Source organism: Shewanella sp. ECSMB14102 (assembly GCF_000813075.1).
GTDB lineage: Bacteria > Pseudomonadota > Gammaproteobacteria > Enterobacterales > Shewanellaceae > Shewanella > Shewanella indica.
On sequence record NZ_JWGX01000058.1, the window covers coordinates 1 to 20433 of the forward strand.

The 20433-nt window shown below is 49.1% G+C and carries 18 protein-coding genes; 12 read left to right on the forward strand and 6 right to left on the reverse strand.

What is annotated here, in order from left to right:
* Positions 1-341: 341 nt before the first annotated feature.
* The 4 genes from RC73_RS17050 to RC73_RS17070 all read left to right on the forward strand — a co-directional run bounded on the left by RC73_RS17050 (position 342) and on the right by RC73_RS17070 (position 8077).
* Positions 342-1451 carry a hypothetical protein gene (locus RC73_RS17050; protein WP_152608460.1) on the forward strand — a complete coding sequence of 370 codons (1110 nt, stop codon included), beginning with the start codon at positions 342-344 and terminating at the stop codon, positions 1449-1451.
* Positions 1452-1877: 426 nt separating this feature from the next.
* Positions 1878-3551: a hypothetical protein gene (locus tag RC73_RS21020; RefSeq protein ID WP_039035785.1), complete on the forward strand. Its 1674-nt coding sequence runs from the start codon at positions 1878-1880 to the stop codon at positions 3549-3551.
* 587 nt (positions 3552-4138) lie between these two features.
* On the forward strand, positions 4139-5407 hold the full coding sequence (locus RC73_RS17065) for a serine hydrolase domain-containing protein (protein ID WP_082014363.1): 1269 nt from the start codon (positions 4139-4141) through the stop codon (positions 5405-5407).
* A gap of 729 nt (positions 5408-6136) precedes the next feature.
* Positions 6137-8077: a multiheme c-type cytochrome gene (locus RC73_RS17070; protein WP_039035786.1), complete on the forward strand. Its 1941-nt coding sequence runs from the start codon at positions 6137-6139 to the stop codon at positions 8075-8077.
* A 217-nt stretch (positions 8078-8294) separates the two neighbouring features.
* Here the strand turns inward: RC73_RS17070 and RC73_RS17080 are convergent, their stop codons facing one another.
* The gene (locus RC73_RS17080) at positions 8295-9233 is read right to left on the reverse strand and encodes a LysR family transcriptional regulator (protein ID WP_039035788.1); all 939 of its coding nucleotides are present in this window, start codon (positions 9231-9233) and stop codon (positions 8295-8297) included.
* Between the two features lie 172 nt (positions 9234-9405).
* Between RC73_RS17080 and RC73_RS17085 the strand changes: the two genes are divergently transcribed.
* Together RC73_RS17085 and RC73_RS17090 are read left to right on the forward strand one after the other, a co-directional pair.
* Positions 9406-10695 (forward strand): DUF2254 domain-containing protein, encoded by a 1290-nt coding sequence (locus tag RC73_RS17085; protein WP_039035789.1) that lies wholly within the window; start codon positions 9406-9408, stop codon positions 10693-10695.
* A 59-nt stretch (positions 10696-10754) separates the two neighbouring features.
* The gene (locus RC73_RS17090) at positions 10755-11330 is read left to right on the forward strand and encodes a hypothetical protein (protein WP_039035790.1); all 576 of its coding nucleotides are present in this window, start codon (positions 10755-10757) and stop codon (positions 11328-11330) included.
* 115 nt (positions 11331-11445) lie between these two features.
* Here the strand turns inward: RC73_RS17090 and RC73_RS17095 are convergent, their stop codons facing one another.
* Positions 11446-11682, reverse strand: coding sequence for a YdcH family protein (locus tag RC73_RS17095; RefSeq protein ID WP_039035791.1), 237 nt, complete (start codon positions 11680-11682; stop codon positions 11446-11448).
* A 479-nt stretch (positions 11683-12161) separates the two neighbouring features.
* Between RC73_RS17095 and RC73_RS17105 the strand changes: the two genes are divergently transcribed.
* The 6 genes from RC73_RS17105 (at position 12162) to RC73_RS17130 (ending at position 16121) form a co-directional block, all read left to right on the forward strand.
* Positions 12162-12446 (forward strand): type VI secretion system PAAR protein, encoded by a 285-nt coding sequence (locus RC73_RS17105; RefSeq protein WP_039035793.1) that lies wholly within the window; start codon positions 12162-12164, stop codon positions 12444-12446.
* Positions 12447-12542: 96 nt separating this feature from the next.
* Entirely contained in the window at positions 12543-13124 is a 582-nt protein-coding gene (locus tag RC73_RS17110; protein ID WP_039035794.1) for a hypothetical protein, read from the forward strand.
* A gap of 91 nt (positions 13125-13215) precedes the next feature.
* Positions 13216-13803 carry a hypothetical protein gene (locus tag RC73_RS17115; protein WP_039035795.1) on the forward strand — a complete coding sequence of 196 codons (588 nt, stop codon included), beginning with the start codon at positions 13216-13218 and terminating at the stop codon, positions 13801-13803.
* A gap of 3 nt (positions 13804-13806) precedes the next feature.
* Entirely contained in the window at positions 13807-14889 is a 1083-nt protein-coding gene (locus RC73_RS17120) for a rhomboid family intramembrane serine protease (RefSeq protein ID WP_039035796.1), read from the forward strand.
* 240 nt (positions 14890-15129) lie between these two features.
* The gene (locus RC73_RS17125) at positions 15130-15465 is read left to right on the forward strand and encodes a hypothetical protein (RefSeq protein WP_071477149.1); all 336 of its coding nucleotides are present in this window, start codon (positions 15130-15132) and stop codon (positions 15463-15465) included.
* Positions 15466-15530: 65 nt separating this feature from the next.
* Complete coding sequence (locus RC73_RS17130; protein ID WP_039035798.1) at positions 15531-16121, forward strand: CBS domain-containing protein; 591 nt, start codon at positions 15531-15533, stop codon at positions 16119-16121.
* Positions 16122-16184: 63 nt separating this feature from the next.
* Here RC73_RS17130 and RC73_RS17135 read toward each other — a convergent pair whose 3' ends face one another.
* The 4 genes from RC73_RS17135 to RC73_RS17150 form a co-directional block, all read right to left on the reverse strand.
* Positions 16185-17429, reverse strand: a complete 1245-nt coding sequence (locus RC73_RS17135) for an alpha/beta hydrolase (RefSeq protein ID WP_039035799.1) — start codon at positions 17427-17429, stop codon at positions 16185-16187.
* A 504-nt stretch (positions 17430-17933) separates the two neighbouring features.
* Positions 17934-18671: a DsbA family protein gene (locus RC73_RS17140; RefSeq protein ID WP_039035800.1), complete on the reverse strand. Its 738-nt coding sequence runs from the start codon at positions 18669-18671 to the stop codon at positions 17934-17936.
* 140 nt (positions 18672-18811) lie between these two features.
* On the reverse strand, positions 18812-19453 hold the full coding sequence (locus tag RC73_RS17145) for a DNA-J related domain-containing protein (protein ID WP_039035818.1): 642 nt from the start codon (positions 19451-19453) through the stop codon (positions 18812-18814).
* A gap of 130 nt (positions 19454-19583) precedes the next feature.
* Positions 19584-20237 (reverse strand): oxygen-insensitive NAD(P)H-dependent nitroreductase NfsB, encoded by a 654-nt coding sequence (locus RC73_RS17150; RefSeq protein ID WP_039035801.1) that lies wholly within the window; start codon positions 20235-20237, stop codon positions 19584-19586.
* Positions 20238-20433 lie beyond the last annotated feature (196 nt).

A 20433-nucleotide genomic window follows, 5' to 3' on the forward strand; every position in this document is an offset into this window, starting at 1 on the left:
AAAGCCTAGGGGTAGTTGCGTTCAAGCGAATGATTTGATCAACAACGCCGCTTCAAAGTGCAATCCTTGTGGCGTGTTATGCCGTTCATTGTCGCCAAAGGGTAATAGTTCAGGTGTTTTTATCCAGTATCCCTGCCCGTATCTGCCGTTGAATACTGCTATAGTCTGAGTCCTCCAGGATTTTGGTTATTCCAGCGCGAATAGGGTTCAGGTCAACATAAACCATGCAGGCTAATAGGTTACATTACCCAGCATTAAAAAGGTGATTGAAGAACAATTGTTGTGGTGGTTGACTGGTGGGTTATGAGCTGGTAATGGTGGTGCTAACAAGGAGGTGTAAAGTGAAAAAAATATTTCTCTTACTGGTGGGGATTCTACCATTTTCATCAATGGCTACTCAGAACTATTTGTGCTCAAGTTGTACAAATGATGCTAGTGCACGACAGTTTGCTGTTAAAAATTTTACGCCACGTCTAAATTGTTACCCGGAAGACAGAACTCAACCCATGACACCAGATAATATGATTTGTGGCTCAACGAGAAATAACATAGTCCTGGTCAACCCCAATTCCGGTGTTGTTTATAGTTTCAGTGTAGGGCATGGGTTTGATGGGACAGCTTATAAAGCGACGACTTGGTCTTTTTCTATAACATCAGAAAAAAAGTCTCTTTTGTCAGATGCCGGGCTAGCCTATGGAGCCTTAAAAAAATCAGTTGTAGAACAAAATAAAATTCGTCGAGACGAGATTGGTATTATCTCAGCTGGAATTAATCAAGTTGGATTATATGATAGTAAGCAGGATAGCAGTTCTGGTGTTTCAAGCGAGTGCTCCATAGACACAGCACTCGCTGTTATAGTTGACCCAAATAAATTAACGGATATAGAAAATAAATTAAAGTCAGATATAGTTAGCGGTACTCGTCTTTTGGAGGATATTCATGCTGTATTGAGTAAGAATGGTTCGTCAATCGATATAAATGATGTACAAGTAACTCTAAGTAATCGGCTGGGAACAGTAGGTCTTAACTATACAAGTAAAGATCCATCCTTATCACTTCAGTTCGGTTTTAGGCAGTCTGAGGGCGGTGGGCTTATGACAGATTATCTTCTATTTGACTTAAGTGTTACTAAAAATGACAACATCGCAGCTACACCAATAATTGATTTAACATTGAATGATCTTTCAGTCGTCGCTGGAGGCTATACTTTAGCACAGTTGAAGGGGAAAAATGGCCCTCTCGTTTTTACTGAACCCTGCATTCTTAGCAAGTTAAAAACACTAGGTGAAAGCGGTGACTTTAAAAACTCATCAGGTGGTCCCTCCAACTTCAGCAATGTTGGTGAAAATACCGGCGAATCTAGTGACGGCGGGTACCAAACTTGTACGGTTTATTTCTATCAGGTAGGTGCTCTAAAATACGTATTTAGAGTTCCAGTTAATGAATGTTAAATCTGATTTTTTATTTAGGCTGGCTTTTATTGCTCATAAGAGCCAGCTATCCCTATCATATTGCTTTAAAAGCTTGGGCTGCTTCTTGTCCATTGAAATAGATGATTTTTACGGAAACTCTCGTTTTCTCCATAACCGCTCCCAGCGTACCATCCGACCCTTTGAACAACCGACTAAGGCCCTTGGTTAAGCTCGCCATTGATGGAGTGTTTAAGCAGTTCAATATGGCCGCGCTTGTCATCGCAGGCACCCGGTAGAATCTGTAGAACGCAGGGGCAGGATTGATGATGTTGTTAGAGTTCAAATTTCCGCTAAGAAAGCATTGCAGAAGGCTGCTTGTAACATTTATCCTGAACCTTACTCAAATGATATCAATGCTTTACATAGCTAAGTATTGAGCAAGGTTTTATACAAGGAACAAGATAAATGGAAACAGATGTGCTGGAGATTTTGCAGAACTTCCACTCTGATGGGCTTTTTGTTGCTCCCAACATACCCAGTAAGAAAGCTAAAAATGCCAGTGCATGTTATGGCATGCCTGCGTCAGTCAATATTTATGCCATAGTCGATTCTACGGTTTTTGGTTCTGCAAAAAATGGTCTGGCATTTACATCTGAAGGATTGTTTTGGAAAAATGACTGGACTACAACTTCTGCAAAAAACCAAATGTCGTGGGAAGAGTTGATAAACACCAGTCAAGAGCATGCCGTTGACGGTTCCGAGCTGTTGTTGGGGCAAGGCTGTGCTTTTGGTATGGCGGGTTCCGGGATGAAGCCCGCAGTTTTATTGACACTATTGGAAAGACTGACCCAAAAGATACAAGGCAATACAGGGACGACAGAAACTGCTGAAGTTTCGAATGTGGCACAAGCCAAGGTTACTCCGGCAGCAGATGCAAATAGTGACGCTTCTGTCTGCAATACAGCTTCGGCGAGCGCTACTACTGAAAATCTTTCCTCTGAAGGCGTTACAACCGAGAGTGTTACTCCGGCAGCAGATGCAAATGGTGGCGCTTCTATCACTAATACAGCGCCGGCGAGCGTCAGTGCTGAAAGCGCTGCACCGGCAAGCCTTACGCCTGAAAAGCCGCAGCAGGAATCCAGTTCCAAGCCTGCTTTTGAAGGTAGCTATCAGCGGGAATACTTGGATATAGTTAACGCTGTGGCCAAGAGGCATCGTCTATCCCAGCAAATCCAAATCGCGCCGGCTATCAAAGTCCACAAAGTCAGAAAAGTCATTGAGATATCAGAGGGTAAAATTGAACCTTACGATATCCTGATGATTGTGGATAACACCTTTATGCAAACAACCAAAGATTTTCTGGTTGTGACTCCTCACGCCATTTGGGCTAAAGGTACGCTAAGAAAGGTAGAGAGCTTTTCCTTAAGTGAAATTCGTAGTATTCGCTGTGATAAAAAAACTCTGTTTATCAATGATTATGACTTCCAGTACTTGGATCAGTTTTCTGAAAACGAAGTTTTGATATTGACGAATATGCTCGAAGAGCTAGTGGTCGCATTGCGTAAGTCTGACTCCGTATCGGATACTGACGAGCAGCTTGAATTACCTGCTGCTTTGGATACTTTGTTATCCAACATATACGAAGTGGTATTGGATGATGTTGTTTCCGGCTTGAGGGACAAGGGATACCCCGAAAACAAACAGTTGGTTACTTCGATGGCGGAATGTTGTTTTAGTACCTTTTTCATTGTTGACTCCCACTTAAAATATCGGCATCAAGATACAGCTGAATTGGTGGGGCAATACTTACTCGCTCAAACATTGTCTGGCTTATTTGCGTTAATGAGCGTAGAGCGGTTATGGCGCCGTACAGAAGTGAAATCCACCTATGTGATGATGCAATGTTCTGTGATCATTCGAACATGCCAGTACTTTGAAAGACAAGGAATAGCGTTACGGCCGAACCAAAACTGGTATTTGCAGCTTTTTCAAACTGTGATGGACGCCAATACCCTGGAACAAGGTGCAGAGTTAATTGACCAGGAGATGGGTAACCTCAGTGCCGATAGACAATTAGCCATTGATTGTGCCTTCAAGAGTGGTAAGGGGGTTAGGGAAATGTTGTGTGATGCTCTTTGACCGGTTTCAGCTGTTCTCAATAGGTGTGAGTCAAGCCTATATTAAAGTATGAAGCAGTGCATTTCAGTTTTATCCTAATGCGAAAAAGTGGTTACCAGTTAGGCGGTGGATTATTCGCCTCTTAACTGGTAGCACAGTATAAATAGACATGCCTATGTATAGCGTCGAGTTAAAGGTGGCGTCACTGCCAACAATAAAATGACGCATCCATTACTGAATGAGTCAAGACTCTAGCTGCCAGGGTACTCAATGCTAGATGCTTTTAATGATGAGTCATTGGCATCTAAGTCGATTTGGGCTCGTTCAGGTGATAAATGAATACAAAATTTAAAATTTCAGGCAGGGTAGGGCTATAAAAATGATAGTTGCCTATGTGGTATTTCTATTTGCCTGTTTTTCAAAAGTTTTTATGCTTTATTTTCCCCATTCCAAGGATTTAGCCAGCTAGGCCTCCTTCTGGAAATATTTGCCATTTCTCTCACAACAACTTGAATCCAATGCCAAAGCTGACTAGCTTTGTGTGATGCAATGGAAGGCGGGATAGTCTGGCTCGCCGGTATGCGGTAACAGATAGGGAGAGGCTGTTTATGTTCAATCGAGTGTTGAGTAGGGTGGGCTTGGAAGCGAGTTACTTTGGCGATAAGGCGGCCGTTAGTGCCAAGGGGGGTTGGGCTTATCTGCCTATCTACGCGTCTATCTTGGTCTCTGTGAGTGTGCTTAGCGCCTGCAATTCGGATTCGCAAGAGGTGGTGCTCAATCCTGTCGACACGGCCAAGATGCAGCAGACGGTGGAACAACTGGCCAAGGAGATGCTGGTGCCTGGCGCTGTGGTCATTCTGCGAACGCCCAGGGGCGATTTTAAAACCGCCTATGGGGTAACCCGTTATGGCGGCGGTGAAGCGACCGACTTTGATCAGCATGTCAGGGTGGGCTCCAATACCAAGACATGGGTCGGTACCGTGATTTTGCAGATGGTGCAACAAGGGCGATTGCAACTGAATGACACTGTCTCTATGTTTCTCAACAATGTGCCAAACGGTGAGTCGATCACTATAGAGCATTTGCTTACGATGCGCAGCGGCCTGTTCAATTACACCACAACGCTCGAGTTGAATCAGACGCTTGATGAGCAGCCAACCAAGGTGTGGACTCAGAATGAGCTACTGGCAATGAGTTTTGCCCATAGGCCAGGTTTTGCCCCCGGCAGCGCATTTGAATACTCCAATACCAATACCGTCTTGCTGGGACTGATTGCCGAGCAAATCGATGCCAAGCCGCTGGCGGCTGTGATGCAGCAGAGGTTGTTTGCTCCCTTGGGGCTTGAGCGGACTCTGTTTCCCGATATCCATTCGAATACTCTTCCCACGCCCTTGGCGCGGGGCTATATGTATGGCACCAATGTGTTGACTATGGATCCACCCTATATGCTGCCGGAAAAGATGCAACAAGAAGCCCGAGAGGGCATTCTGGCACCCATAGATCAAACCGAGGCCAATCCTTCCTGGGGCTGGGCGGCCGGCGCCGGGATCTCCACTGCCAATGAGTTGGCAACCTGGGTAGAGGCTTTGGTTGCCGGAGAACTGCTGAATGCCGATTGGCAGCGAAGGCGTCTGGATAGTGTCAGGCCGATAGATCCCGAGAATCCCAACACTGCCTATTACGGCTTGGGGATCGCCAAGTTTGGCAACCTCTATGGGCATACAGGTGAGCTGCCCGGCTATAACTCTTTTATGGGGCATGATCCTGTTAACAAGGTGACTCTGGTGGTTTGGACTAACCTGGCACCGGCTGTGGATGGCAAAGATCCGGCTACCACCATAGCGGCGGCCCTAATTAACATGCTCTATATTCCCTGAATATTGCTTATCTGCATAATGCACTGATAAGCAACCTGTAGCAGCATAGTGGTTATGATTACCTATCTGTCGGCATTGACTGAGGAAACTCTTATATCTTTTAAGGGAAATAGAGTCTGGCAAGATATTTCAAAAGGATTCGAAAATGTCCCTTGTGTATTCTTCTTTTTATTTTTCGGTGACTAATATCGTTCCTGGTAAATTGTGTTGAGCTTTTAAAAATATGCGCGAAGTCAGCATTGGCTGTAATTATCCGCCGAAGCTGGATGTTTTTTGCTGATTTTAACTTTATGTCTTATCAATATTTTGAATTTAAAGATATTTTTCGTAAGGATACTGTGTTGTTGTTTTTCGCCAACTCAAGCGTATTATGGTTTTTAAATAATTAAATCAGTATTTTAAGTGTTTTTGTGTGCAGGGCTTATGTGCCGTGCATAGGTTGTTCATTCAATGGGAACGTTGAACTTTCTGGTTGAAGCATGCTGAACTATTGTTTGCTTTTCAAACTTAAGTTTCATTTTTCTCGTTAAATCTTTATTTGGTTAATAAATATTTAGTTTAAAATTAAGTTTCAATTAATGTTCGTGTGTTGGTGGGTTGTTTTTAATGTTGATTGTATTTACTTTATTTGTCTAAATTGTGATCTTATTTACAAAGTAAATTTTTTATTTTCCTATTCTAATATTTGGTACTCATTTCGTAGTACCTCTTACGCATTAGGGGAAAATAATGAGAAAAATAAAGAAATACCAGATGGTGATGATAATTGCTGCAGCATTAGGCGTGTCGGCCTGTGGCAGTGACGGTAAGGATGGAAAACCGGGTGAGCCCGGAACCCCAGGTATTCCCGGTACGCCTGGAGAGCCGCCAGTAGTGACTACATCTGCGGTTGCCAAGGTGCTGGACTGGCACTTTGGTGATGGTCTGGTCAATGTCGAGTTTACCGTTGAAAATCAAGATGGTGTACCCGTTGAAGATTTAGACAAGGTCGAATTGTTGTCTACTGTAACCAATGCGCAGGGCTTCCTTGCCGATACAGTAACAATGACTTATTTTGCCGGAGAGTCTAATTCCAAGGGGACTTTGACTCACGAAGGTGACGGGGTTTATACCTTGTCTATGCCCCGTGAAGGCGTGACATCTGAATCAGTGGGTATAGGTTATATTCGTCCGGGTAATGGTAATAATGGTATGCCGCGTACTAAGCGGGTAATGCTGACTCAAACAGATCAATATGCCCAGGTCAGCACTACAGAAGATGCCAAATGTGTGGCGTGTCATGGTGAGTTTACTGCAGCGACAGGCAATTCCACTTGGGGATGGCACCAACACCATCACGCCTTAAATAATGATCAAGAAGTAGTAATTGTTGAAGCTTGTTTGAGTTGCCATACCCAGACAGAGAAAAAAGATGGTGGCTATGCGTTAAATACCTTGGCAATGATAGGTCACGGGAAAATGTCTGATGGCGAGGGAGGTAAGGTTTCCAAAGGTCATGCGGCTTTATGGGGGAATTACTCCATGAACATGAAGCGTTGTTCTACCTGTCATGCCGATGATGTTCAGTTCACAGCCTCCATTAATGGCTGCGTGACTTGTCACACCGGCCTGTTTGATGCCGATCGAGTTGGTAATGTTAATCATACCGGCTTTACCGATGCTTCATGCCAGACCTGTCATGGACCCGATGGTTACATGTATGCTCATAATAATGGTGCGGCGCGGGATGAAGCCCTTAACCGTTACCAATTTGAGCTAATCTCAGTACAGCGTTCTGCCGATAAGAGTCAAATTGAAGTCACGGTAAAAGCGACTGATGCCGATGGTAAATCCGTGGATATTGCTGCTATCAGCGATGCGACTCCCCGTGGTTGGGCAACTATTGTCAAACATGGTGAAGCTGTACTGCCTGGTCGTGATGAAGGCCATGTGGCACGTTCTACAGCAGGGGTAACCAACGAGGATGGTTCGTATACCTATACTATTGAACATGCCGCACCATACGAAGAGGGTGAAGTTCTGGTGGGCGGTGTCGACGGTCGAATCGCCTATGCCGATGGTAATGCACCTATTACTGTGTCCAATATCAAAGAGGTGCGTCGTACCAGCTCTGATGGCATGAAGTGCCTTAACTGCCATACCGAAGGTTTGCAGGGGCATGGTGGGCAGCGGGGGGGCTTTGATCTCGGCGGCGATGCCTGTACCCAGTGCCACAGCGCTTACAACTGGGCTCCGGGTAAACAGGGTGAAGACTATCCTATGGCTTGGGGACCTTTGGTGCACAACATGCACTTTGGTGATTACAAGGTTAAACGTGGCGTGAATGATATGCCTACTACAGACAAGAACAAGAAGGTGGAATGTGTGGCTTGTCATACCGGTGAGATCAATCTGGAAAAGGTTGCGCCGGCAGTCGTGCTCAACGGGCTTGATGAAAACAGTGTCTATGGTATTACCGCCATTTCTGCGAACTGCGCGGCATGTCATAGCACTCCGGCCGCCAAGGCTCATATGAGTACCCAAGGTGGTGACTTTAATGTAGCCGTCACGCCATCAGCCGTTCATCAAGGCGAAAGCGCCGAATTCAATGTATTCGATCCGGCTCCGATCGTTGAATCTTGCTCCGTGTGTCATACCCCTGCGAGGATGGCTGAGGCCCATCAGTATTAACTGGTAGGATAGAGGCTAATAGGCCCGGGACAGCATCCGGAATTTTCAACTTTCCGATGACGCTGAACCGGGCCTTTTATTACTGTGACTTTTTGATCGATGTTTGAACTGTTGAAGTAATCTTGACCGTTAGAGTCAGCTACAGGTGTTTGCAGCATATGCTGAAAAAAGATAACACCGGATTTGAGCATCTTGGCGGCGTTTTCCAAACAGTTTTTTACCTTAAAGTATTGGCCGGGATTACTGTGTCGGCAATCATCTGCCTGAGCCATTTGTGGGCCGAATCCTGGTTGAAATGTTTGTGCCACAACAACACGTATGCGCCTGGCACCAGATCTATCGGCACTTCCAGCGTCGCCAGCTCAACATGTTGCAGCGCCTGGGCCGCATATTTGGCAGGTGCGCATAGTAGCAATTCGCTGTGACGGCACAGCTCAATTGCAGTAGGAAAGTCAGTGATGTTAGCGCGGATCCGTCGGGTCTTGTGATTGAGTGCCAGTACATCATCCAGCAGCCAATGTTCGATACCGCCAAAGGCTACCTGCAGATGCTCGAAGCTGAGAAAACGCTCCAGGTTCCAGTCGCCCTCAAGCGCAGGATGATCCGGCGGCAGCAGACAGATGGGCTTGTCGCGGGTCAGCTCCAGATACTCGAGTTCATCCGGTAGGCTATTGATATGCATTAGCGAGCGCGGATCCCACTCGCGGCAGCCTATGGCAAAGTCCAGCTCGCAGCGCAGCAGCTGCTCCATGGTGCCCGGGTGCCAGGTCTTGCAGTTGATATCCAGCCCGGGAGCCTGGCGCAGCAAGGAAGGCATAAAATGCGGCAGGGTGAGGGAGTAGGCGGTTTCCACCAAGTGCATACGAAACTGACGTTCACTGGCGGCGGGGTCAAACTTGTCCGGTAGCGTCAACCGCTCGGCCAACCTGAGCCATTGCTGCAGCTCTGGCCCCAGAGCCAGCGCTCTGGGAGTGGGCTTGAGACCAAAGGCGCTACGTTCAAACAGCGGGTCATTGAACAACTCCCGCAGGCGGTTGAGCTGCTTACTGACGGCCGATTGACTCAGGTGCAACCGCCTGGCCGCGCCGGTAACGCTTTGTTCTTCCAGCAGGACTTCCAATACCGGAAGCAGGTTGAGATCGACTTTCATTATTATCCTGGCCGCAGGGTAGAAGCTTAAGGGAAGGCGCTAATAGGTCCTGGTAACGCTCTGGCTTGCACTATAGGACTTGTTTGCACCTTCTCAAGTCTAACAGTTTGATCTGCCTGTCCAAAGAACAAAAGGCTGCTATTCTGGCCAGGGAGAGAGTCATCAAAGGAGTGGGATTATGCTGAGTAAATGGGGCTGGCGACTGTTGCTATTGAGCCGCAAACTCTGGATGCGCACTGTGCTGTTTGCGATTCTGGCGGTGGTTACCGCATTGCTGGCGATAGTGGTGCAGGGGGTTATTCCCCCTTCGCTGTCGGGCATGATAGGTGCAGATGCGGTGGATAAGCTGCTCAATATCCTCGCCTCCAGCATGTTGGCCGTGACCACCTTTTCCCTGAGTGTGATGATTTCAGCCTATGGCGCAGCCACCAGCAATATTTCCCCCAGAGCCACCAAACTGTTGATGGAAGACTCCACTGCCCAGCAGGCGCTGGCCACCTTTGTCGGCTCCTTTGTTTTCAGCATAGTGGGCATTATCGCCCTCAGTACCGGTGTTTATGGCGAAGAGGGGCGGGTGGTACTGTTTCTGGTGACTGTGGCAGTGGTGGTATTGATAGTGGCCACTATTCTGGTTTGGATCAATCATCTGTCCAAGCTAGGCCGGGTAGGGGAAACCACAGACAGAATTGAAAAGGCGGCCGGAGCGGCTATCCAGCGGCGCTGTGAGCATCCTTGGCTGGACGGGCAGCGCCTGGCATCAGAGGAGGAGATTCCCAAAGGGGCTTTAGCTCTCTATCCGGCCGACACAGGCTATGTGCAGCATGTGGATCTCGGCAGCATCAATCAATGGGCCGAAGATTACGGCGCCGAAGCCTATATCACGTCATTGCCAGGTGCCTTTGTCCATCAGGGACGGCCACTGCTGTGGTTGAGTTTTCAGGCCGAGGATGGCGGTGTCGATGACGCTCAGTTGCAGCCACTGCACAAGGCTTTTACCGTGGCTAATGAACGTTCTTTCGATCAAGACCCTCGCTTTGGGTTATCGGTATTGGCCGAAGTGGCATCGAGGGCCTTGTCGGCGGCGGTGAATGATCCTGGCACAGCGATAGATGTGATTGGCCGCGGAGTTAGATTGATAGCCAAATGGCAGGTGACCGATGAGCAGAATCTGCCGGCGCCGGAGGCTATTCCCTATCCCAGAGTTTGGATGCTGCCGATACGTCTTGAAGAACTGTTCGATGACTTCTTTATGCCGATCGCCCGGGATGGTGCGGCGCTGGTGGAAATTCATATTCGGCTGCAAAAAGCCTTTCAAGCCTTGTCCAACCGGGCAGAGTTTGCCGAGGTGTGTCGTAAACACTCTGAGCTGGCGCTGGCAAGAGCCGAGCAGGCACTGACGTTTGAGCCAGATGTTACACTGCTTCGGAAGCTTGCCGCCGAGCTACAGCAAAGGCCCGGTAACGGATAGCTGGCGTAGGGCTCAGCTTGCGGCTATGCTAATCGCGGACTTTTTATCAGGGAAAGATAATGAAACCTTCAAATCTATTACTTGTTGCCTCATTGGCATTGGCGGCGCCGCTGCAGGCCGCTGAAGATCCTGCCGTAGCCGAAGCTATTGAGGCCGGGTTACAGCATTACCGTAAGGGTGAATTGAGCCAGGCCAGTTCCCAGCTGGATTATGCTTCAGCCCTTATCCGGCAGCAGCGGGCCGGGGAAGTGGTGGGGGTATTTCCAGAGCCATTACCTGGCTGGCAAGCAGATGAACCTGCAAGTGAAAGTGGTGGCATGATGTTGGGGGGCGGCATCAATGCCAGCCGCCATTATTATAAAGAAGACAGTGCGCGGTTGGAGATAGAGTTGGTGCTTGATTCTCCCTTGTTGCAGTCTGTGATGGCCATGCTGACCAATCCTTCAATGATTGCCATGAGCGGCGGCAAGCTGGTCAAGGTTCAGGGGCATAACGCCATGCTGAGCACAGAGTCCGGTGAGCCTGAGTTGACTGTGATAGTCAATGGCAATGCCATGTTTACCCTCTCGGGTGAAGGGGTTAAGATCAGTGAATTACAGGCGTTTGCCAATGCTCTGCAACTGGATAAGCTCTAAGCTTTGGTGTTTTTGAATGCTGAAGTATCGGCTTGATAGGGCTCCGGCGCTTTAAGCAACACGGAGCTCTTGTTTTACAGGGAGATATCCGGGGGTGTTTGGGAGCGAGTGTTCCTCAGCGCAGTAACTGCTGGTAGAGCCAGGACTTGAGTTCGGCGCGGCGCAATGTCAGTTGGCTGAAACGTTCTTCTGCCGTGGGCACACAGTTTTCTTCCAGACCGCGGATCTCAAGGTCGAGAGCCTGATACTCTGCCGCCAATTCACTAAAGTGCGGATCGTTTTCCTTGAGTTGATGGATTTTCTGTTTGTACTCCGGAAACTCCAGGATCAGCGCATGATTTTCGCCCAACATAAGCTATCTCCTTCAAATAGTGTCTGGTCGACGCAGGCTTAAGCCTTGATTCCTACTCTACCCAGTGACGCCTTGTCTGTCATCCAGAGAAAGCCGACAACTGACGCTAATCCCTGTCTTGGCTATACCGATTAACCACAATGCCGGACACGGCAAAACTGAGCTGACAGAGCTGTAGTTGGATTGCATCCCTGTATAACTGCCGCTTTAGCTTCCTTGGCTTGTAGCGGAAAGTGTGTTGTTGACTAAAAGCATTACTAACTATGGCCTCTTTTTTGAAGTCGAAGGAATTTAAGTTTCCTGCATACATATGGCATCTATCGATACAAATGGCATAATATTCAATAAGTTAAGGCGTAAACTTCAGTGGGAAAGATGTTTGGTCAACAATATCTAATTAACGGAGGCAGAGCTTGCCAGGGTGCTGCAATGGGCAGATGAATTTTGCGGACGTTAATCAAGGTATTAAGGAGTCAGTTATGGGTAATGCCGTTAAGTTGGGCGATATAGGGACAGATCATGATGGGTTTCCACCCACGCCGGTGATTTCGGCCTTTTCCACGGCCAAGGTGGATGGTATTCCGCTGGCGCGTCAGGGCGATTCATTGACCCCCCACGACAAGCCCAAGCATCCGCCGCACCCTCGTACCATTGCCGCGGGTTCGGGCAGTGTTTTTATCGATGGGAAACCCGCCGCCAGAACCGGCGATGCGGTTGACTGCGGCGGTATTCTGGTGGGCGGTGGTACTGTGAATATCGGTTGAGAACAGAGGAGAAAAGCCCTTTTGGCTAGCTCGTTGCATTGCCCTTCTGTATGATGTCGACCTTAAAAACCCATTCAGTTTCATAGAGGTATTGAAATGGAAGTCAATCAAGAGTCAAGTCAGCGCCGGGGCGCCAAAAAGATCAGATTCGATAATCAGGAGTTGGTGAAAACCAGTTTTTGGGTCAGCCAGATTTTTATGATTATCGCCACGGTTGCCGGGGTTTATTTGGCGGCGCAGGAAGGTCTGTCACAGGCGATTAAGTTTGATAGCCTGACCAATATGCAGAACAATTATCACCTGCAGCACTCTCTCTATGAGGAGCTGAAAGACAATGTCAAAGTCATGACAGAGTACACTGAGCTTATCGAGAAAGAAAAACCTTATAATATCAAAGAATATCATCCAGTTATGGCAGACTTCATCTGGGAAAATATGAAGTACTCGGCCTATACCCTGGAAACCCCCAGTGATATTCTCTCCGGTGCCCGCCGTTTCTATATGGGTTCTGCTGATATTGTCGGCAAGATAGAACGTAAGTTTTATGGACCCAGCTTTGGCTCCAAACAGCTGCGAACCCTGATTGAAGAGGTGGAAACCCACACCTTACCTAAGTTAGAGCAGAGCTATAAAAAGATGGCTGATGAGCTCAAGCGCGCCGGGATCGACGTTAACTGACAACTCAGGTTGTTACTTGGGAATTGGCCGACGGATAACCAGGTTTTTCTGACTCACAATGACAGGTTAAATACCATCATCGGGAGTTGCTATGGAAAGGAAATCTGAGTCGGTATCAAACGGTCGTAAAATTCATTTTGACAATAGTGAGCTGGTTAAAACCAGCTTCTGGGTGAGCCAACTGTTTATGGTGCTGGCAACGGTTCTGGGCGTTTATTTGGCGGCGCAGCAAGGGCTGTCACAGGCGATTAAGTTTGACTCTCTGGTTAATACCCAGAATAACTATCATCTGCAGCGAGCCTTGTATGATGAAGTGCGGGATAACTTGCAGACGCTGGAAGCCTATATGGCGGACATAGATAAACAGAGACCGCTGGACTTGAAGTCATTGCATCCCCAGCTCAGTGATTTTGTTTGGCAAAACATGTATTACTCGGCCAATGCGCTGGAAACACCGGCTGAGATCCTGACCGCTATCCGCAGGTTCAGAATTGAATCTGCCCAGCTGATTGAAAAAATGGAAAAGCAAGAGTTGAGCCGTGGTGTCGGTACAACCAGGTTAAGAGCCTTGGTAGGGAAGATTTCGGCCGACACTTTGCCTAAGCTGCAACTGAATTTTCAGCGTATGGAGCTTGAGTTGCAACGTAGTGGCGTGGATGTGAATATCACAGAGGAATAATCCATGAATTTAAAATGTCCCGGGTGTTACAGCGAATCGATGCGCACCTTCGAACTATACGGTGAGCAGGTGGACAGCTGCAATCACTGTGAAGGCATTTGGTTTGATAATGGCGAGCTTAACGGCGCGCTGTCAACTGCTGACAATGGCAATGATCATGTACGCATTGAAGAGTCGCTCGGGCCTCATCTTGGGCTTTCCAAGCGGCACTGCATGCACTGTGAAGAACAGATGCACAGATACCATCTGATGGACGGCTATCAGATAGAGCTGGATGTCTGCCACAGTTGCAATGGCGTCTGGGTCGATAAAGACGAAAGGAATAAAGTGGTGCAGTCCCCAAGGTTGCAGGGACTGTTGGCGGAGTTGAATGGCAAGATCAGTGTCAAAACCTGGCTGTTTCAGTTTCTGTCGCAAATGCCGGTGGAGTTTAATCTCAAGACTCGCTCACAACCCGCCATCACCTATCTGCTGCTGGCGCTCAACATCATGATTTTTGCCGCTTATGGCACAGACTTGGATATAACTGATACCGTATTTGCCAACTTTGCCCTGCGGGCCGATGAGGTGTTGCACGGCAGTCATGTTTGGACCCTGTTCAGCCATATGTTCCTTCACGGTGATTTGATCCACCTGGCGGGCAATATGTACTTCCTTTATGTGGTTGGCGACAACCTAGAAGACGCCTTGGGGCGCATAAGATTCCTTGGGCTTTATCTGCTTTGTGGCCTGGCGGCTGCGGCGGTGCAGATTATTGCCGATCCCGGCTCCAATATCCCTATGGTGGGGGCCAGTGGCGCCATTGCCGGTCTGTTCGGTATGTATCTATTGTGGTTCCGCCATGCCAGCTTGACCTTTATGTTTGTTATCTACCAGAAGAAGTTGTCGCCTATGGCTTTCTTTGCCATCTGGCTGGTATTCAACCTGGTTGGTTTGATGATGGCCGGTGAAGGCGTGGCCTATTGGGCTCATATAGGTGGCTTTATTATGGGACTTATCCTGGGATTTGGCCTCAAATCCAGAGTGATGCAGCAAAACCCCTTGCTGGCGATGCTTAATGAGCCAGAGGTGAAGATCCGTCGCTGAGTGTCAGTTAGGTTGGCTGGTAAGGTGCGAACAAGTCACATGTGTGCTCTGCGTCGACTTATAGGCCTGGATGCAAGGCGTGGTTTGCAGCAAATGGCCAATTCCTTTGCAAGAAGCACTTCCCCTAAACCCCGGTCAGTTTTCTGAGCGGGGTTTATTTTTTACCGCTGAAAAATATTGTGCTTTTTTCCAAGGCGGTGTTATTGTCGGCAAATGGGCGTTTTGAGACTTGGATCACAGATGAGTCGAATCGAGAGATGGTTTGCATTATTGCTGGTCAGTATTTTGCTGACAGGCACTCTTGCTGCTATCCCCAAGGCCCATTCTCAGCAGGTTTCTCTGGTACCGGTTTCAGCCTCAATACCTCTGGCAGTGCAGGGGGATAATTCCCAAGACCTGTTCCTCAAGACGCTGACAGACTCTCAGGAGCCGCCGCTTCTGAAACAGAAATCTACTCATCTGGCGCCTTCGGCCGAGTTGGTACTGCGTCTGCCGTCGCTGGAGTCATTGCAATCCCATGCACTGCATGTATTTCCTCAGGCACAGACCCGCGCACCGCCATTTGCCCTCATTTGAAAACCGTCTTTCGGGTTCGCACTAATGTGAAGCCCGGCAACCCAGTTTCCAAGTGAGGTAACAACATGAAAACACTTCATCCTTTTGCGATTGCCAGCAACGACAGGCTGCAAGCCTCTGCTTTAGCCAATCAACTCAACCCTTATGACAATGCCTTAGAGGCCATGATGGACTTCAGCCATAGTGCGCGTATGGTCATCAGTGCCGATATGCCGGCGCCTGATGCCTCAGCCCTGATGCAGAGTGAACACAGCGCATTGCATTTTGTTATTAACGCCCGTCATCAAATGCTGGGCATCATCACCCAGGAGTTGTTGGCACCGGACAATCTGCTCAAGCTTGTCGACAAGGCCCATCAACCTTCCTCCTGGACGGTATTTGATTTGATGCTGCCAAGGGAGCAACTGCAGGCGCTGGCCTATGATGAGGTTGCCAGCGCCAGTGTCGCCGATGTACTGCAGAGCCTGCGTCATAGCCGCGATAACTATTTTGCTGTGGTCGATACCCAAACCCATCAGATCCGCGGGTTGTTGAGCCTGGCCGATATTAGTCACCGTTTGAATGTCGGCCAGTTGAGGGAAGACAAGGGCGGCAATCTGTTGAATATTCTGCGGCAGATAAACACCAGTCATGGCCTGGTTCAGCAGATGGCCTGATTTCGGTCCTGTTGCCAATATTGTGATTGATAAAGGCTCGGCAGATTGAGCGCGCCGGGCCTGTTACTGCAGTTCCCACCACTCCCAGCTTTCCAGTTGATAGGCTTCGGCCAGTTCCAGCGCCTTGGCATGAGCTGCTTTTGCCCCAAGGCTGTCGCCTTCAGCAGCCAGTGCCAGGCTTAGTTGTTGCTGCCAATCGGCTTGGGTAGTACCCACTTTTGAGGTCATCAGCAAGAGTTCCTTGGCCAGCTTAAACTCGCCCCGGTTGTTGAGCACTTTGGCAAAGCCGGCACTCAGCTCTGCAAGATCCTCTGGAAACTGCTTTTTGGCCAGGGCGAGCACTTCGGCCATCTTTGATTTCTGCTCACTGTAATAGAGGTACTTTCCCAAGGTGTAGGCCTGCAGCCAGTCGAAATGAAAGCCGCTCCAAAGTGTTTTCTTGGCCTCAAAGTGTGCCAGTACCGCTTCGTAATCCCCAAGCTGCAGCAAGGGGCCAACATCGGTAAAGTAACCTGGCGTCAGGCTTTCCAGCCCGGCAAGCAGCGCCGGCATAGCGGTGCTGTAGTGTGTTTCTGAGGGAAAGAAGCGGTAGTCGAAATGCCATTCGGGCGCCTGCTCATGAAGCAGCTTTCTGAATTCATCCACCCCCATGCCTTGTTCGTTGGCCAGAGAGAGAAAAAGCCTGGGGTAGGCCGATGTCTGCCTAGGCTGTTTCAGCCAAGGAGCGGTCCGCTCAAGCAGCGCCATGTTGTCGTACCAGATGCTGGGACTCATGGCGAGAAAGGCACTGAAAGGACTCTTGGATTGCAGCATCATCTGCAGGCTCAGCAAGCCACCCAGAGAATAACCGGCAAGGGCGTTGTGGCCCGAGGTGCGGTAATGTTTGTCGATATAGGGCACGAGTTCCTGTTGCAGGTGGGCGAGCATTTTGTCGCTGCCGCCAAAGTCTGCGCCCTCAGCCGATGGCCAGGTGGTGGAGTAGAGGTAGTCTTTCTGCCCCTGCATGGCGATACCCACTACTATCATGGGCGGTATCTTGCCCATTCTGGCGAGGTTGTTGACCGCAGCAGAGACATGGCGGAACTGGAAGTCGGCATCGACGATATAGAGCACGGGATAACGGCGATCACTGTCTTGGGTGGCATGGTAGCGTTCCGGCAAGGACAGCATCCAGCGCCGCTCACTTTGGTAGACCTTGGATGCCAGGGTATCACTGTAGCCATAGAGCAAAGGCTCTGGCTTGGCCTGGGCGACTGAACTTAAAAGAAGTACCGGCATTAAAACCAGCAGCGGCAGCCTGAGTTTCATGGTTCATCCTTGTTTGTTTTTTAATCTTGTACCTGAATAAACTCCTGGAGGAAAGCGGTTATAGGCACGACCACTGGCAAAGGCAAGCACAAGATGAAAGAAGAGGGAGCCATCAGGCTCCCTCTGTTACACAAGTTGTTGCTGCCATAGGTGACTTAGAGTGATTTCAAAACCTTCTCGGTAGTTTTCATAAATCTGTGTTAACTCAATCATATACGCCAGGAAGGATATTCAAATGACAAACCTACTTTTGACATGGGAGTGGCGACTTTGCAGCACAAGCGAGCAAATTTTGCTTTATACACATCTTGCGCTGGTTCATTTGCAAGCCGTTATCACTTTGGGGGCAATATCCACAATTTGCATCAGATAGGCGGTTTTACTTGGGTATAAAGTCTCCCTAACTCATTGGATATACAGATTTTTTTGATATGTTAAAGGCCACCCTGGGGTGGCCTTTAAATTGTTGGCGAATAGAGTGTTTTGTCGCTATAGCGTCTGATTTCAGCGGCGGCGTCTGCTGACTGCAGCGACACCGGCAAAGGCCAGGAACAACCAACCCAGGCTGCCGCCTTCATCTTGCTTGGCATCTTTTTCGGTAGCCAGGAAATTGATCAGATCGGTCAGTTCGCCCAGAGTGCGAATTTCTCCCAGGTTAACCATATATTTGTCGTTTACCACGAAGCTTGGCACGCTCTGAATGGCAAATTCATTCTGCTGTTTACGCCACAGGGCGATGACATCATTGATTTTCTTGCTGTCGGCCAAGGCATCATACTGGCTGACATCGACGCCGTTGGCGGCAAACAATTGCTTGATATCGTCGCGGCTATTGATGGCAGAGGTGTGCTTGTGTCCAGGGGCGGAATGGTCATGGCCATGGGCCCCTTCCTCGCCCTGAATGGCGGCAAACATGGGGTGAGTCAACTTCTCTGTCGCACCCAGCTCCTGCATGATGGCCAGAGACTTCATCACCTCAGTGCCCAGATCGCTGTTCATAAAGTCGACATGCTTGTTGTCAAAGCTGACTTCTTTATTGAGACCGGCCTTGATGTCCGGCAGATACTGGGTTTCCATGCTGAAGCAGTTATGACAGTAGAAAGAGAAGAACTCGGTGAGCTTGGGTTCTTCACTGCCTTTCTTGGCTATCTGGGTATAGTGTTTACCTTCGATAAAGTCGGCGGCGTTGGCGGCCAGCGGGATTAGGGTAAGTGCCATTGCGGCAACCAGTGGCTTGAGCAAAATAATCTCCTCAGAATTGACCGGGCGCAGCGCCCTTTGCTGTCAGGTTAGTGTGACTGGCTTAATTATGACTTAAGCGTCGGTGCCTTTGGCGGTCATTTCTGTGAGCGAGGCTAAGCTTTGGCGCTTTGCCTGGTTATTCAACCTCGCAGGGCTTGCCAGGCTTCGCAGATCTGTCTGAACTTGGCGGCATCACCGCCTTGCCTGTCCGGGTGCCACTTTAGCGCCAGTTTACGCCACTGGCGACGGATCTCCTTGTCACTGGCGTCGGCTTCCAGTTCCAATACCCGCAGCGCCTCTCGCTGGGCAAAACGGCCGCGTCGTACGCCAATATAATCCTGATAACTGTTCCAGAAGGACTCCAGCATCTCACGAACGACATTGACGCAGGTGTCATAGTTGTTCCAGTCGAGGTAGTAGTCTCTAAGCGCTGAGTCATCCTGTTGTAGTTGCAGCACATTGGCCGGTGGGATCCGCAGCAATATGATATCCATGGCTTCTACCTGCAGCCATTGGCCCGGCAGCAGTATGTGTTGCAGTTCATAGAGGGCATTCATCAGCAGAAAATTGCGTTTGAACAGATCTTTCTCGGGCAGAGGATCCAAGTCGTGCATCAGTCCCTGCTGCTGTAATTCGGTGGCGAGGTGATGCACCTTCCAGGAGCGGTTGCTGCGTTTGAGCAAACCGAGAATTGGCCAGATAAGCGGGTTATCGCCCTTGAGTCGGGTCGGCTTGACTTCAGTAACGTCGGCCTGGTTCAGCGCGGGTTTGGCAAGCAGCATGGTAGCAATCATTCATCCTGAACTGACGATAAAATCTACTATGCCACAGGTGTCCGTGGGTGCAAGGTGAAAATAATGGAACCCGGCGTGGAGCCGGGTTCTGAAAGAAAAGCAGGGAAGGAGACCTCGCTTAAATTTTGGTAAACAGCTCTTCCTGAGGCAGGCGAGACTTGGGCAGCTTGGCGTTGAAGTCTGACTCGTCATGGTAGCCAAGGGCCACAACCACGCTGGCCGTCAGGCCTTGTTCTCTCAAACCCAGAACCTGATTGAGTTTGCTGGCATCGAAGCCTTCAATAGGAGTGGCATCTATGTCCAATACGCTGGCGCCCAGCAGCAGAGTACCCAGCGCCAGATAGGTTTGTTTTTCCATCCAGTGCTGCAGGTCCTTAAGTTCGAACTTGTGCATATTGGTGAAGAAAGAGCGGCCGTTGTGTTGGCCTTGTTTGGCGTTTTCGTCGGCGAAGCGGCCATCGGCCTCTTCCTGCTCAAGCAGACGCAGCAGATGGGCTTCGTCCATGTTGTTGCGGGTACAGAGCACAATCACGTGGGAAGCGTTGAGGATCTTTGGCGTGTTGAAGCCATAGTCTGCGGTAGACTCGGCAATTTTGGCTTTGCCTTCATCTGTCGCGGCCAGTACAAAGTGCCATGGCTGGGAGTTCACCGAGGAGGGGCTGAACTGCAGCAGACTCTGCAGATCTTCAATTTTATCCTGGGGGATCTTCTTGTTGGGATCAAAAGCCTTGGTGGTATAGCGCTTTTTGGCAAGGTATGTCAGATCTGTCATGTCACTGCTCCGGACAAATGAGGCTGAAATTGTTTTGGCATTCTACGATCTCTGTTGCGCTTTACAACAGTGTTTCTGCTGCAAGCTATATCAAAAATAAATTGAAAGTACGCTGGTGGGAACCACCAATTGGTGTCAGTGGGGTTGCTTTTGCATTTATATTAAGTCTTAAATTGCGTTTGCCGTGCTAGCTGGC

Coding starts and splice junctions, on each gene's coding strand:
- RC73_RS17065 (WP_082014363.1), top strand. CDS start 4,139: ATGTTCAATCGAGTGTTGAGTAGGGTGGGCTTGGAAGCGAGTTACTTT.
- RC73_RS17125 (WP_071477149.1), top strand. CDS start 15,130: ATGAGTCGAATCGAGAGATGGTTTGCATTATTGCTGGTCAGTATTTTG.
- RC73_RS17120 (WP_039035796.1), top strand. CDS start 13,807: ATGAATTTAAAATGTCCCGGGTGTTACAGCGAATCGATGCGCACCTTC.
- RC73_RS17110 (WP_039035794.1), top strand. CDS start 12,543: ATGGAAGTCAATCAAGAGTCAAGTCAGCGCCGGGGCGCCAAAAAGATC.
- RC73_RS17070 (WP_039035786.1), top strand. CDS start 6,137: ATGAGAAAAATAAAGAAATACCAGATGGTGATGATAATTGCTGCAGCA.
- RC73_RS17150 (WP_039035801.1), bottom strand. CDS start 20,237: ATGACAGATCTGACATACCTTGCCAAAAAGCGCTATACCACCAAGGCT.
- RC73_RS17090 (WP_039035790.1), top strand. CDS start 10,755: ATGAAACCTTCAAATCTATTACTTGTTGCCTCATTGGCATTGGCGGCG.
- RC73_RS21020 (WP_039035785.1), top strand. CDS start 1,878: ATGGAAACAGATGTGCTGGAGATTTTGCAGAACTTCCACTCTGATGGG.
- RC73_RS17115 (WP_039035795.1), top strand. CDS start 13,216: ATGGAAAGGAAATCTGAGTCGGTATCAAACGGTCGTAAAATTCATTTT.
- RC73_RS17145 (WP_039035818.1), bottom strand. CDS start 19,453: ATGCTGCTTGCCAAACCCGCGCTGAACCAGGCCGACGTTACTGAAGTC.
- RC73_RS17130 (WP_039035798.1), top strand. CDS start 15,531: ATGAAAACACTTCATCCTTTTGCGATTGCCAGCAACGACAGGCTGCAA.
- RC73_RS17135 (WP_039035799.1), bottom strand. CDS start 17,429: ATGAAACTCAGGCTGCCGCTGCTGGTTTTAATGCCGGTACTTCTTTTA.
- RC73_RS17105 (WP_039035793.1), top strand. CDS start 12,162: ATGGGTAATGCCGTTAAGTTGGGCGATATAGGGACAGATCATGATGGG.
- RC73_RS17085 (WP_039035789.1), top strand. CDS start 9,406: ATGCTGAGTAAATGGGGCTGGCGACTGTTGCTATTGAGCCGCAAACTC.
- RC73_RS17095 (WP_039035791.1), bottom strand. CDS start 11,682: ATGTTGGGCGAAAATCATGCGCTGATCCTGGAGTTTCCGGAGTACAAA.